The 12588-nt window shown below is 45.0% G+C and carries 9 protein-coding genes; 6 read left to right on the top strand and 3 right to left on the bottom strand.

The window, feature by feature from the left end; all coding sequences use genetic code 11:
• Positions 1 to 106: 106 nt before the first annotated feature.
• The 4 genes from SD427_RS12305 (at position 107) to SD427_RS12290 (ending at position 7111) form a co-directional block, all read left to right on the top strand.
• Entirely contained in the window at positions 107 to 4789 is a 4683-nt protein-coding gene (locus tag SD427_RS12305; RefSeq protein ID WP_320558097.1) for a DUF3320 domain-containing protein, read from the top strand.
• Positions 4790 to 5204: 415 nt separating this feature from the next.
• Positions 5205 to 5810 carry a hypothetical protein gene (locus tag SD427_RS12300; protein ID WP_320558096.1) on the top strand — a complete coding sequence of 202 codons (606 nt, stop codon included), beginning with the start codon at positions 5205 to 5207 and terminating at the stop codon, positions 5808 to 5810.
• Positions 5811 to 5817: 7 nt separating this feature from the next.
• On the top strand, positions 5818 to 6456 hold the full coding sequence (locus tag SD427_RS12295) for a hypothetical protein (protein WP_320558095.1): 639 nt from the start codon (positions 5818 to 5820) through the stop codon (positions 6454 to 6456).
• Positions 6457 to 6466: 10 nt separating this feature from the next.
• Positions 6467 to 7111: a hypothetical protein gene (locus SD427_RS12290; protein WP_320558094.1), complete on the top strand. Its 645-nt coding sequence runs from the start codon at positions 6467 to 6469 to the stop codon at positions 7109 to 7111.
• 161 nt (positions 7112 to 7272) lie between these two features.
• Here the strand turns inward: SD427_RS12290 and SD427_RS12285 are convergent, their stop codons facing one another.
• Both SD427_RS12285 and SD427_RS12280 read right to left on the bottom strand, forming a co-directional pair.
• Positions 7273 to 7902: a response regulator transcription factor gene (locus SD427_RS12285; protein ID WP_320558093.1), complete on the bottom strand. Its 630-nt coding sequence runs from the start codon at positions 7900 to 7902 to the stop codon at positions 7273 to 7275.
• Positions 7895 to 9895: a sensor histidine kinase gene (locus SD427_RS12280; RefSeq protein WP_320558092.1), complete on the bottom strand. Its 2001-nt coding sequence runs from the start codon at positions 9893 to 9895 to the stop codon at positions 7895 to 7897. Before SD427_RS12280 ends, SD427_RS12285 begins: the two co-directional genes overlap by 8 nt.
• Positions 9896 to 10128: 233 nt before the next feature.
• Between SD427_RS12280 and SD427_RS12275 the strand changes: the two genes are divergently transcribed.
• Both SD427_RS12275 and SD427_RS12270 read left to right on the top strand, forming a co-directional pair.
• The gene (locus tag SD427_RS12275; protein ID WP_320558091.1) at positions 10129 to 10746 is read left to right on the top strand and encodes a carboxypeptidase-like regulatory domain-containing protein; all 618 of its coding nucleotides are present in this window, start codon (positions 10129 to 10131) and stop codon (positions 10744 to 10746) included.
• Positions 10747 to 11350: 604 nt separating this feature from the next.
• The gene (locus SD427_RS12270) at positions 11351 to 11923 is read left to right on the top strand and encodes a CinA family protein (protein ID WP_320558090.1); all 573 of its coding nucleotides are present in this window, start codon (positions 11351 to 11353) and stop codon (positions 11921 to 11923) included.
• A gap of 53 nt (positions 11924 to 11976) precedes the next feature.
• On the opposite strand, the gene SD427_RS12265 is transcribed toward SD427_RS12270, so the two are convergent.
• The gene (locus SD427_RS12265) at positions 11977 to 12585 is read right to left on the bottom strand and encodes a DNA-3-methyladenine glycosylase (protein ID WP_320558089.1); all 609 of its coding nucleotides are present in this window, start codon (positions 12583 to 12585) and stop codon (positions 11977 to 11979) included.
• Between the last annotated feature and the right edge of the window lie 3 nt (positions 12586 to 12588).

Here is a 12588-nt window from a genome sequence, read left to right as displayed (position 1 = left end):
TGAAACAATTTAATCTTTATATCATAAATTCCATAAGTATATTTATGCCATCCGTTTCAGGGTTTACCATTTTTTTTCTACATTAGGAGTCCGATAATCACAAACTATGAATGACCTTATACTTCCCAGGCTGGAAGCTGCAAGAAAAGAGCTGCTGGATCTTGGGATGCGCAATACTTTGTTAAATTATAAAGTTCCGAAAGCCCGCGGGCTGCATATGGTACAGGAACAGTCACGTTCCGTCTATCAGATTCTGGTAAAACAAAATAAAACCATGACCTTTCTGGGTAGGGCAGGGAAAGAAGAAAGTGAAGAACTCTTTGAACTCCCGCCGCTTTCAGATACCGAACTGCAGGATGCCTATAATGATACCCGCTTGCAGACCAATGAATCTGAACAGAAGCTTCAGACTAAAATCCTCAATACCTATTATGCGGCAAGGACAAGCGTTGAAGAACAGGGTGTAAACACTTTGTTCCTGTCGCTGGGCATGCTCAACTGGTTTGAAAAAGGCAATACCGAAGAAGTTAGACAGGCTCCTCTGGTACTGGTTCCCGTCGCTTTGGAGCGTTCCAGTGCCGGCGAAAGGTTCAGGCTGCGCTACACAGGCGGGGAAATAGGAGCGAACTTATCGCTTCAGGCGAAGATGATGGCAGATTTTAATGTTACCGTTCCTGATCTTCCGGAAGAAGAGGATCTGGACCTGACCACTTATTTCAATGAAATTCAGCAGCATGTCAGCCATCTTGAAAACTGGAAAGTGGATCATGATGCCATCGAGCTTGGGTTCTTTTCCTTCGGTAAATTTATGATCTATCATGACCTTGACAGCACCGGGTGGCCGGACAGCAGAAAGCCTTTCGACCATCCGATCCTTCAGTCTTTATTCGGCAGCGGATTCAATGAACCGCAGCCTACTTTCGGAGAAGAGCACAACCTGGATGAAGAAACCGGTGCAGATCGGCTGTTACAGGTTGTGGATGCCGACAGTTCACAGGTAATTGCCATGCTGGCCGTTCATGAAGGCCGGAATATGGTCATCCAGGGGCCGCCGGGAACCGGGAAATCCCAGACCATTACCAACCTGATTGCCAATGCCGTAGGCAACGGCAAGAAAGTACTGTTTGTTGCAGAGAAAATGGCGGCGCTTGAAGTGGTAAAAAGGAGGCTAGACAGTATTAACTTAGGGGAAGCCTGCCTCGAACTCCATAGTCACAAGGCCAACAAACGCGAACTGCATTCGGAGCTTAAGCGTGTTCTGGAGCTCGGTAAACCTACGGTTGCCCATCTTGAGGAAGAAGTGCGACTGCTGGAGCCGCTTATTCAGGAGCTGAATGCATACGTTAATGAAGTTAACCGCCCTGTCGGGAAAAGCGGGCTTTCGGCCCATGAAGTAATGGGCAGCCTGTTAAAGATCAGCAATGAAAACGAAGGGTATAAATTCCCTAAAATCAGCATTGATGATTTACCTTCCCTTGACTCAAGGCAGGTTCAGGATCTTGAACTGATTGCCGGACAGATCGAAGCAAGGCTCGGCAAAATCGGACAGCCCGAAAAACTGGTTTTTTACGGAAGTAATTTAACCATTTTCCTGCCTAAAGATGAAGAACGGGCTAAAGAACTTCTGGTGGATTCCATCAATCTGACCGAAAACCTGTCCGATACCTCGAAAGCCCTTGCTGAGCTGATGGGATTCCAGCCACCCACAGATCTTGCGGAAACCAAAAAGCTGATGGCCACGGCGGAATGGGCGTCAAAAAATCCCGGTACCGCTTCCATAGCGGTTACTGATGCTGCATGGCTGAGCCATCAGAAAGATATTGCCGATATCCTGCAAACCGGCAGCAGGCTGAATGAGCTTCACCGTAAATATGATGCAGTCTTTATCCCTGAAGCCTGGAACCAGGACGTACTGGAGATCAGGCAGCATATCATGGCCCACGGCAACAAATGGTATAAATTCATCATCGGGGATTATAAGCGAAGTGTTAAGAAGCTGGCAGCACTGCTCAATACAACAGTGCCTGATGATACGCAGAAGAAGCTGGACCTGGTGAATGCTTTAATGGAAGGGAAAAGGTTAGCTTCTGTCCTGGATTCCGGTGATGCCCTGGCGGGTAAGCTGTTCGGGATACGGTGGCAGAAACAAAAATCTGATTGGGAGGCCCTGCAGAAAGCAGTAGATTATTTAAACAGCCTGCATACCCATATACGACAGGGAAAGGTGCGGCAGGATGTCTTGGAATTTATTGAAAAGAACGGGGATACCAATACTGTTACTTCTTATACAGAACGTTTGGGAAGCCTGATTCATGAACAGAAAAAATCCTTTGACGGTTTGTTCAAACATCTGGACTTTAACGGAAACGGCATTGAGAATTTCAAACTGTCCGCACAGGTTTCGGTACTGAACCAATGGATGCAGCAGCTGCCTGAAATCCATAAAACGGTTTTATGGAATGCTTTAAAAGAAGACGTAACAAAACAGGGAGCCGGATTTCTCATAAATACTGTTGAGGACTGGCCGGACGCTGCCGTACATTTAAAGACGGCCCTGCAGAAAACCTGGTATGACTCCCTTCTTGAACAGGCTATGCTGAACAGCCCTGAACTGAGGAAATTTGAACGCTCTACCCATGAAGAAACCATTGCGAGATTCAGGAAGATTGATGTTCTGAAACAGTATTACAACAGGGCCAAAGTAGCATTGAAACACTGGGAAGGCGTGCCGAAACACGAAGGCGGAGGCCAGATCAATATCCTGAAGAGCGAATTCAACAGGAAAGCCAGGCATATGCCGATCCGTAAACTTATTCAGGAAGCCGGGATGGCCATTCAGGCCATAAAGCCGGTAATCATGATGAGCCCGATGTCTATTGCCGGCTTTCTGCCGCCGGAAAGTATAGATTTCGATCTGGTAATCTTTGATGAGGCGAGCCAGGTAAGGCCGGTTGATGCGCTGGGTGCCATATTGAGAGGAAAACAGATCGTAGTGGTAGGTGATACCAAGCAGATGCCTCCCACCAGCTTTTTTGATAAGCTGAATACCGATACCGAAGATGAGGAAAACGTAACTGCCGATATGCAGAGCATCCTGGGAATGTGTGATGCACAGGGAGCGCCGCAACGGATGCTGCGCTGGCATTACCGCAGCAGGCATGAATCCCTGATCAGCCTTTCCAACCAGGAATTTTATGAAAACAGGCTGGTTATATTTCCAAGCCCCGGATCTAAACACAGGATGGGGCTGGCTTTTAACCATTTGCCGGATACATTTTACGATAAAGGAAAAACAAGGACCAATCCCGGCGAAGCTGAAAAAGTGGCGGACGCCGTTATAGCGCATGCCGTTAAAAACCCTAAGCTAAGCCTAGGAGTTGTAGCCTTCAGTACGGCGCAGATGCAGGCAATACAGAATGCCGTTGAATTAAGGCGGCGAAAAAACCCGGAGGTTGAAAATTATTTCAGGGCACATGCCGATGAACCGTTTTTTGTTAAAAACCTTGAAAATGTACAGGGAGATGAAAGGGATGTCATATTTATCAGCATAGGCTACGGCAGGACCGAAGACGGAAAAGTACCGATGAGCTTCGGACCGCTTAATAATGAAGGAGGAGAACGGAGGCTGAACGTATTGATCACCAGAGCGAAAAGCCGCTGTGAAGTATTTACCAACATTACGGCAGCCGATATGTCGATTGGTCCTAATGCCAGATTCGGGATCAGGGCATTGAAAAGTTTCCTGTATTTCGCGCAGCATGGGAAGTTTGAAAGCGACAGGGACGAGCTGCCTTATCAGCCGAAGCCGTTTGAAGGGATTATTGCAGATGCGCTCAGGGATGCAGGGTATACTGTACGCGAAAAAGTAGGGTCTGCCGGTTTTTATATTGATCTGGCCATTGCAGACCCTGACCATCCGGGAAGATACCTGCTGGGCATCAGCTGTGACGGCACATCCTACCAGGCTGCCCAGTCGGCCCGGGACAGGGACAGGCTGCGAAATGCGGTACTGGAAGGAATGGGGTGGAACCTGATGCATATCTGGAGCCTGGACTGGTTCCGGGATCCGGCCGGTGAGCTGAGGCTGATCACGGAGGCTGTGGAAAAAGCGAAAGCGCAGGCGGATCATAATTATGCCGTTGAGGAAGAGGCCATGGAAGAACTTAAAAACATCATCCGTGAAGAGCCTCTGGAGGAGATTACAGCGGTATATCCTTTATATGAAATGGCTGTTTTGCCACCGGAAGTTGCCGGGCAGGAACTGCATATGTACCCTGTGGGAAGGCTTGGTACCTGGATTCATGAGGTGGTAATGGCGGAAAGCCCTGTGCATTTTGATGAAATGGCCAGAAGGATTGCTGATGCCAATGGTATTTCAAAAATAGGCAGTAGGGTCCGTATGGCCATTACCAATGCGGCAGATTATGCCGTTACCAATGGCCTTATAACCAGGAGAGGCGACTTTTTATGGTATCCGCAAAAAGGACTGCTGACCATCAGGGACAGACGTATGCTTCCTTCCAATTCAAAGAAAATAGCCTTGATAGCACCGGAAGAGATCAGCCTTGCCATTACAAAGGTGGTTGCGGATTCCGTAGCTATACAGCCGGACCATGCCGTTCTTCCTGTGGCACGGCTTCTGGGCTTTTCACGAGTAACAGAAGAGATAAAAAAGTATATCCTTGAAACGCTGGAATACACTAAAGAAAACGGAAATGTATTTCAGGACGGGCCATTTTTGAAAATCAGGCAGGAGCAGGAGATGCAGGCTGACAAGTATCCGGAATAAATAGCAGATACTTACAATAACAGCCATAATAAGCTGAAGAATCCAACGGTGCCATGATTAATCATTATGGCACCGTTTAGATATATCTGTATTATTTTCTACCTTTTAAATTGTTGAAAATCTCTTTTTTATATGTTAATATCATCTTTTTACCGATAAAATATAGAATTAATTCTATATCGCCTCATAGATAATTCCTTATTTAAATCCAGAATTTGATTTTAGTACTACATCTTAAATCCAATAAACACCGATCTGAAAGCACATTACAGATAAAAAGGTAATATTAAAAGTAGAGTTAATGTCAAATAATAGTGAAATAAAATATGTAAAGTGTTAAAAACTAATTGTTTGTATATTTAGAAAAAAATTATATATTTGCCGCGTTAAAAATAAAAGTCAAGAAAACTTTATCATGAAAACAAAATTATCTGTTTTTGCCGCTTCCTTGTTTTTTGCATTTTCATATGCTCAAGTAGGGAATGTAGGTATTAATACGGCTACTCCGCGCGTTAAGCTTGATGTTAAGGGGACTTACCAATCAAAAAAGATCATTACCGGAGTTTTACCGGCACTTACAACAACTGAAAAAGACCGCTACATGCTGCTCAGCCATAGTGTTGCTGATAATACTGTAAAAAGAATAGCTCCGGGACAGGCCAATTCTCCGGGGATTGCAAGTATTGTCACCTATTCATTAAACAATGTTAACGGTGACTGGGTAGAAAGTTTTAATACCAAAATAAACTCAGATAATTATTCTTTAATGGTGCTTTCTGCCTATTTTGACCGTGATGTGGTAGGAGCCAATATCGCAATTCCTTCCTACGGGGTTAAGGCGGTAAATAATGAATGGACAATCTATGCAGATTATTCGCAGCTTTCCTCATATACAGACGGTGTATGGACAATTGTATGTGCTGTTTACCCTAAGACATATGTGAAAATATTTCCTGAACACGGACCTTTTAACCTGAATGCCACTTCAACAGGATCTGATGCTTCTCCAATTCTTCAATAAAAACACCATGAAAAAAAGTATTTTATTTCTCGCTTTATCTTTTTCACTTCCGTTTAGTGCCCAAATTGGTATCGGTATAACTTCACCTGTCGAAAAGCTGGAGGTTTCAGGAAGTACTGCTGTAGAACAGTCTGTAACCATTGATCCGGTAGATTATGTAAACAATGCCGCAGGTTTTACCATTCTGGGAACAGATCCCCAGTCTGCGGTGGTAAACGGTAAAGTATTATCTGTAGAAAACCTGTTCACTCCGCTTACGGTTCAGCCGTATTCCGTTACCAATATTTACAGGGATGACCTTACGGATCTTAATCTGAATATCCCTACAGACAAATATTTTATTACGGTTGCCAATTTTGAAGCTATCCCCAGCTCAGGGAACAACGGGATTTATTCCCCGCTTGCTGATCCTGATTCAGATACAAACAGGGGGCATTTTACATTAAGGGTCTTCGAATCCGGACCGGACTGGCATCTGAATATTGCATATCCTACCCTTGATACACAGAACACCGCAGACCGGTACACTTATAATTTTGACATTATTATTTATTCCAAAAGATTTTATAAGAATCTCGGCACCATCAATGTAGATTTTAACGGATCGAATGTAGGAAGCGCCGCAGCCGCACCGAATGGAATTTAAAAACTTACCTATGAAAAATATTTTAACGGCAGCCGTTATTTTCGGTTCTGCTCTTTTAAATGCACAGATCAACGGGGTAGGTATCGGTACCAATGCCCCAACCCATACCCTCGAAGTCAACGGTAATATGAAACTGAACGGAGACCTGTATTTTGAAAACCCGGGCAACTATACAGGCAATGCCTCAGATTCTTATTTCCTGGTAAGGGACAACAGTGACAGTACCATCAAACGGTATGTTCCTGCTACGGCTTTCTACAGTGCAATCAACAGTGTGGTATACTTTATCAATAACATCAGTACAGCCGGGATTACCAATTTCGATACCGGGATTCCGGCGGATAAATACTATGTGATCATCGGCGGATTCATCATCAGGGGAATCAATAACGATTCCAATATCAATATTACCCGCCCTGATGATACCGGTAATTATATCCCTCAGTATTCTGCAAGGTCTTTTGTGGAAAACGGAACGTGGAGAATTAAATTTACACCCAACAACGGACGTGTATTTGACCAAAATGCCGAAATGCGGCTGAGCATCAGTGCCTATAGGAGAGATATGCTGACTACGGTAAACACGCCGATAACCTACAATATGAACGGCGATACTTCCGGCACCGGATCTGCACCTGCACCCGTTCTGCCTTAATTTGTTATATCAAATAAAAATAAGAAGCATCAGGCCCGACGGGCCTGATGCTTCTTATTTTTATTAAGAGACTGCTTTAGCTGGATAAAATACGAATGGACGTTTCTGTCTGTTCTTTTATTCTCATCAGGAATACGGCTAAGACTGATTATTGTTTTAGCCTATAAGATTTTATGCTGGCTGGCAGCCATCATCAGTTCTGCCACATTTTTCACCCCGAATTTCTGTATCAGGTTTCTGCGGTGCGTATCTACCGTAAGCGGGCTCAGGAAAAGTTCCTGCCCGATTACCTGGCTGGTTTTTCCTTCCGAAAGCAAAGAAAGGATCTGGCGTTCCCTCCTGGTAATTTTCGGAATATGGTCAGACCCGTTTTTAGACGGGCGGCTTATGATTTCTGCCACTTCACGGCTGTAGCAGATGTTTCCTTTTAAAGCTTCGGCAATGCAGTCCCTCAATTCGGCAAGCGTACTGTTTTTCAGCAGGTAGCCGCTGGCACCGTTACGTATGCTCTGCAGAATGATGCTTCTTTCCGTATGGTTGCTGAAGACCAGGATAATAGTCTCTACAGATTGTTGCTTAATCATTTTACACAAATCCATACCATTGATATCCGGCAGGGTAATATCCAGCAGAACCAAGTCTGCAATGTGGTCTTTCATATAGGATAATACATCACGGCCGTTATAAAATACTTCTGTAATTTCTATATTGGGTTCATGCGTAAGAAGGTTCTTAAGCCCTTCCGTTACAATAGGATGGTCATCCACGATAAGCGTGCGCAGTTTATTCATTGGTAGTGGTATTAAGTTCAACATTGACGGTTGTCCCTTCACCGGGTGCAGATATCAGTTCAAACTGGCCCTGAAGGTAAGCGATGCGGTTCCGGAGATTATCCAGCCCCATTCCTTTCCGTTTACCGGACAGCGCGGGATCAAAGCCGCACCCGTCATCTTCAAAAGTAATGAAAACAGTGGAGGCATTCTGGCTGCACTGCATCAGGATATTTGTGGCGTGTGAATGGCGGACTGAATTGGAAATCAGTTCCTGAATGATCCTGTAGATATTCAGCTGTACATTCAGGGGAATATCTTCTTGCAGGTTGAATGATTCACAGGAAATCTGCAGTTCTTCCCGCATATGGAATTCACAGAGGTCCTTTAAAGCCGTTTCAAGCCCGAATTTCATCAGTGTATCCGGCACCATATTGCGGGCAATACGCCGGAGTTCCGTAACCGAACCATCCAGCTGGTCTACAGTTCTCTGGAAATCCTTGTCATGCAGGACATCAGGACGGGAAGTGGCCCAGCCGGAAAGGTTGATCTTCACGCCGGACAGCATCCCGCCCAGGCCGTCGTGGAGGTCGCGCGCTACCCGTTCACGTTCAAGTTCTTCACCGTCCAGCATGGCTTTCGCTACTTTCAGCTGCTGCTTCTGTTCCATTTCAGCCAGCTGCTGCCTGTAATTGATTTCTTTCTGCAGAGCCAGTTTCCGGTTGCTGCGTGCATTGAGAAAAGCAAAGCAGAGCACCGCCATAAGAAAAATGCACCCAAGGCCCAGAAACCAGCTGTACAGGCGGTCATTCCTGGCATTCAGGGCAGCCTGCCTGTTCTGTGCCTGCAGCGCAGCAATTTTCTGCTGATTCTGCACGGTTCTGTATTTCGTTTCCAGCTCGCTGATCTTCAGCTGGGTCTGGCTGCTGTTGATGCTGTCGTTTACCGAACGGTACCTGCTCAGCCAATGGTAGGCTTCTTTGTAATCCTTCATCTGCTCGCTGGTTTTGGCCAGCTCACCATAGATAACCGCCCTGTCATTGATGTCCTTAGTCAGGGTTTTTTCCCTAATGATCCTGAGCAATAGCTGCCGGGCCTTTTCATATGCCTTCTGCCTGCCGTAGATATCATACTGGCGGAACAGCAGCAGTTGGTACAGCTGCTGCTGGTGGTATTTCCCTGCAAGTACAGCCCCTTTACCGGCACTTGCCAGCGCCTCCTCCAGCTGCCCGCTGGTTGTGTAATACAATGTCTCATTGTAATAGTACAGCGTATTGTTTAACGATTCCGGAAACGGTTTTAAAATATGCTTTGCCTTTTGCAGGAAAATCCGGGCTTTTTTGGGCTCATTGCTGTAGCAGTAAATGCTGACCCCGCTTAAATAGGCGAACAGCATGGTGCTGGATTTAGGGGCAGCCTTTTCCAGGATATCAACCGCTTTCAGGTTATAGGCAGTGGCTTTGTCAAACCGGGAATTGTTCATCAGAATGGTGGAAAGTTGTGTATAGTAATGTGCTTTCAGCACAGGGTTGCGTGCTTTTTCAGCATTCGGGACTGCCTTTTCCAGGGTAATCTTCATAATGAAATCATAGCCTTCATCATCTTTATTCATCAGGGCATAATTAAACCAGGCAGCTGAAAGTTTTTCGTAGCCTTTCCGGTCTTTAAAGCGGCTCAGTGCCCCGATTGCTTTTCTGAAGGCGGCCGAAGCTTTTTTCCGGTCGCCGTTGTAATGGTACTGCCCTTCATAAAAATAGGACAACGCTTTGTAATACGGGTATTTTTCTCCCAGTTTTTTTCCGGCAGCCAGATAAGATCTGCTTTTTGCTGTATCCCTGAATTTCCAGTAGTCAGTCAGTAAAAAGCTGGCATTGGCCTTTGCGCTGTCTGCCCTTCTTGATGTAAGAATGCGCTGAAGGCTGTCAACATACCGGTTCTCATCAAGCGGTATCTGCTGTTGGGTGAAAAAACACAGCGGGCACCATAAAAAGATAAATACTAAAAAATGTTTCATTGATCATCACTCCTGATCCTGCTGTTCGGAAGACAGAATCAAATTCTCTGTAAATATCCGCCAAAAATCTTCATGACCCATCATTTTGGCTAAAATCCGCCCGAAAACTACTGGAAAACCAGTAGAAAAAAAGACTTAAAAACCGGTATTTCGTGCCGGAAAGACTTGTCCTAGCTTTGTATACATCAATCACTAACACTAACATTAACATCAATTACAGTAGTTTTATGCTTATGAAAAAATTGTTTCCTGCAGTATGCCTTATTGCAGCTGCCTGTACGCCGATGGCAGCACAGTATAAAGAGCCGGAAAAAAAGGATAAGAAAGAGATTTATTATCCTAAGATTACCTTTGACTCCCTTATGGCAAAAAAAATGCTGGCAAAAGGGACAGCTACCATAAAAGGAGTGGCTTTTACAAAACCGAAGAACAATTTTGGATTCAAAGCGGGACAGCGCATTTATGCCAACCAGATTAAAGTTGTGCTGCTGCCCGTAACGCCTTATTTTAATGAATGGTTTGAACTCCGGAAAGAAAAAGAAAATACAAGGAGAAGACGGTATGTCTATCTTTCCAATGCAGCATACCGCTACAGGCTGGAAGCAATTACCAACAGCAACGGCGAATTTACATTTCCGGAGATGAAGCCGGGTAAATATTTTTTACAGGGTTTTCTGGGCTATACAAAATACGGCTATTACAATGAATATACCGGAACGGGGTACAATAACTATGGCGGGCAGACCAATTATTACCAGCAGAAGCAGTATTCAGTGGGCCATGAAGACCGGATCGAAGAATTTGTGGAAGTAAAGGAAAACGGGGAAGTGGTGAAGGTAAGGCTTCATTAAACATAAACTCATTTCAGTATATAGAACATACTGACTCCCTCTCACAAGCCTTAAAACGCAAATTATCATTTTTTATATTGCTCCTGCAGACCGGCACCATCTTATCATATAGATTTTTCTTTTTTCACCAAATCTGTCCGGTCTGTGGGAGGATATATAATTATCATTGAATTGTCTGATATCCTGCCGGAAATAGGAAGGATACTGATTATTAATAACAACCGTATGTCCAAAATAAAGGGATCCCTATAATAATATCATGATCTTTTTATTCAATGAGACATTCCCTGAAACTGTCCTCCGGCAATGTAAAAACTAATCATTGATAAGCCTATTGTATTTGTTCATGCTTTAAAAAACAGGTCTTGCCATACCGGGCTTTTGCTGCCTTGGCCTGATTTCTATCCGTCCGTTGACTGAAATCATAAAAATAAGCTTTTATATTTATTAAATTCGGTAATGCTGAATAACAGGATGGCCTTTAAAGTTCAAAGTAACCGGATCATCCGGGCCGTAACAGGAAATGAAAATCCTGAAGGTATTTCTGAACGGGCCAGTCTTATTTCACTTTATTTATTTCAGCAATAATAATAAAAGCAAATCAATGATTTTAAAACATTCAGGGATCAGTATGAGTACTGACCCCACTTCCGTCAGATCCCTTATTAATTTTATACTGGAACTGGAAAACCTGTTCGCATATATCGGCAGTCGGCTGCAGGCTTCCGGCGAAACCGTTTCGGTGGCGGAAAGCGTTACCTCCGGGTTCCTGCAGTTTTCCTTTTCCCAGATGAAAGATGCCTCACAGTTTTACAAAGGCGGCATGACGGCGTATACCCAGGAAGGGAAGGTATCCCTGCTGCATGTGGATGACGGGGAAGCCTCGGGCTGCAACTGTGTATCTCCCGGTATTGCAGAAACCATGGCCTTAAATGTTGCCGGACTGTTTAAGTCAGACTGGTCTATAGGCGTAACGGGATATGCCACGCCGATGGATGAGTCTGATGGGAAACTGTATGCTTACTTTGCCATTGCCCGCAACGGAAAAATCCTCCTGTCTGAGAGGCTGGACCTTCATACGAGAACCAAATCGCCCAATGCGCAGCTTTATTACAGCGAATTTATCCTGGGATGCCTGAAACTGGAACTGGACAGGCAGCATCACGAGAACACATAAAATGACATCAACAGCTAACGGCCAAAACAGTCCATATTGTTAATATATGTCTGTCAGGTCCGTTGAGGTTTACTTACGTACCTGTTGTTTTTAATATAAAACCGTAAGGGTAAAACCGCATCTTCCCGGGCATAGGCAACCCCGATACGCGGTACGGCAGCTATTTCATCAGGCCTGTAGCGTACACCTGCATCCTCTATCCAGATTTCATCTCCTGTAAGATCTTTCCGGTTAAATGCCAGGTCAATTCCCAATGCTTTTGCTGTGGAGGCAGGGCCTGAAGTTATTGTTATTTTACTGACAGGCATCTGCCTTCGGGCTTCAATGGTTTCTTGGCCGGCGAACGGTTCAACTGCCCTGACCAGTACACAGGAAGGTTCATCTTCGCCGGAAACAACGATATTAAAAAGGTGGTGTATGCCATAGCAGAGGTAGACATACGCAATCCCGCCCTGCCGGTACATAGGTTCCGTGCGTGGTGTACGGCGGCCCCCGAAAGCGTGCGAAGCCTGATCTTCAATACCGAGATAGGCTTCGGTTTCCACAATGATACCTGCCGTTTCCTCACCGTCCTTTTGCGTAAAAAGTATTTTTCCCAGAAGATCCCGGGCGAGAAATTCCACATCCGGATTCTGATAATAGGAAGCTTCCAGTTTTTTCATTGT

The organism is Chryseobacterium sp. JJR-5R (assembly GCF_034047335.1).
Classification (GTDB): Bacteria; Bacteroidota; Bacteroidia; order Flavobacteriales; family Weeksellaceae; genus Chryseobacterium.
Note: the sequence above shows the minus strand (reverse complement) of the source record. Positions and strands in the feature narration are given on the sequence as shown.

Excerpts from the sequence above, each read along its gene's own strand:
- SD427_RS12280 (WP_320558092.1), bottom strand. The coding sequence starts at position 9,895 with ATGAAACATTTTTTAGTATTTATCTTTTTATGGTGCCCGCTGTGTTTT.
- SD427_RS12295 (WP_320558095.1), top strand. The coding sequence starts at position 5,818 with ATGAAAAAAAGTATTTTATTTCTCGCTTTATCTTTTTCACTTCCGTTT.
- SD427_RS12290 (WP_320558094.1), top strand. The coding sequence starts at position 6,467 with ATGAAAAATATTTTAACGGCAGCCGTTATTTTCGGTTCTGCTCTTTTA.
- SD427_RS12305 (WP_320558097.1), top strand. The coding sequence starts at position 107 with ATGAATGACCTTATACTTCCCAGGCTGGAAGCTGCAAGAAAAGAGCTG.
- SD427_RS12270 (WP_320558090.1), top strand. The coding sequence starts at position 11,351 with ATGATTTTAAAACATTCAGGGATCAGTATGAGTACTGACCCCACTTCC.
- SD427_RS12265 (WP_320558089.1), bottom strand. The coding sequence starts at position 12,585 with ATGAAAAAACTGGAAGCTTCCTATTATCAGAATCCGGATGTGGAATTT.
- SD427_RS12285 (WP_320558093.1), bottom strand. The coding sequence starts at position 7,902 with ATGAATAAACTGCGCACGCTTATCGTGGATGACCATCCTATTGTAACG.
- SD427_RS12275 (WP_320558091.1), top strand. The coding sequence starts at position 10,129 with ATGAAAAAATTGTTTCCTGCAGTATGCCTTATTGCAGCTGCCTGTACG.
- SD427_RS12300 (WP_320558096.1), top strand. The coding sequence starts at position 5,205 with ATGAAAACAAAATTATCTGTTTTTGCCGCTTCCTTGTTTTTTGCATTT.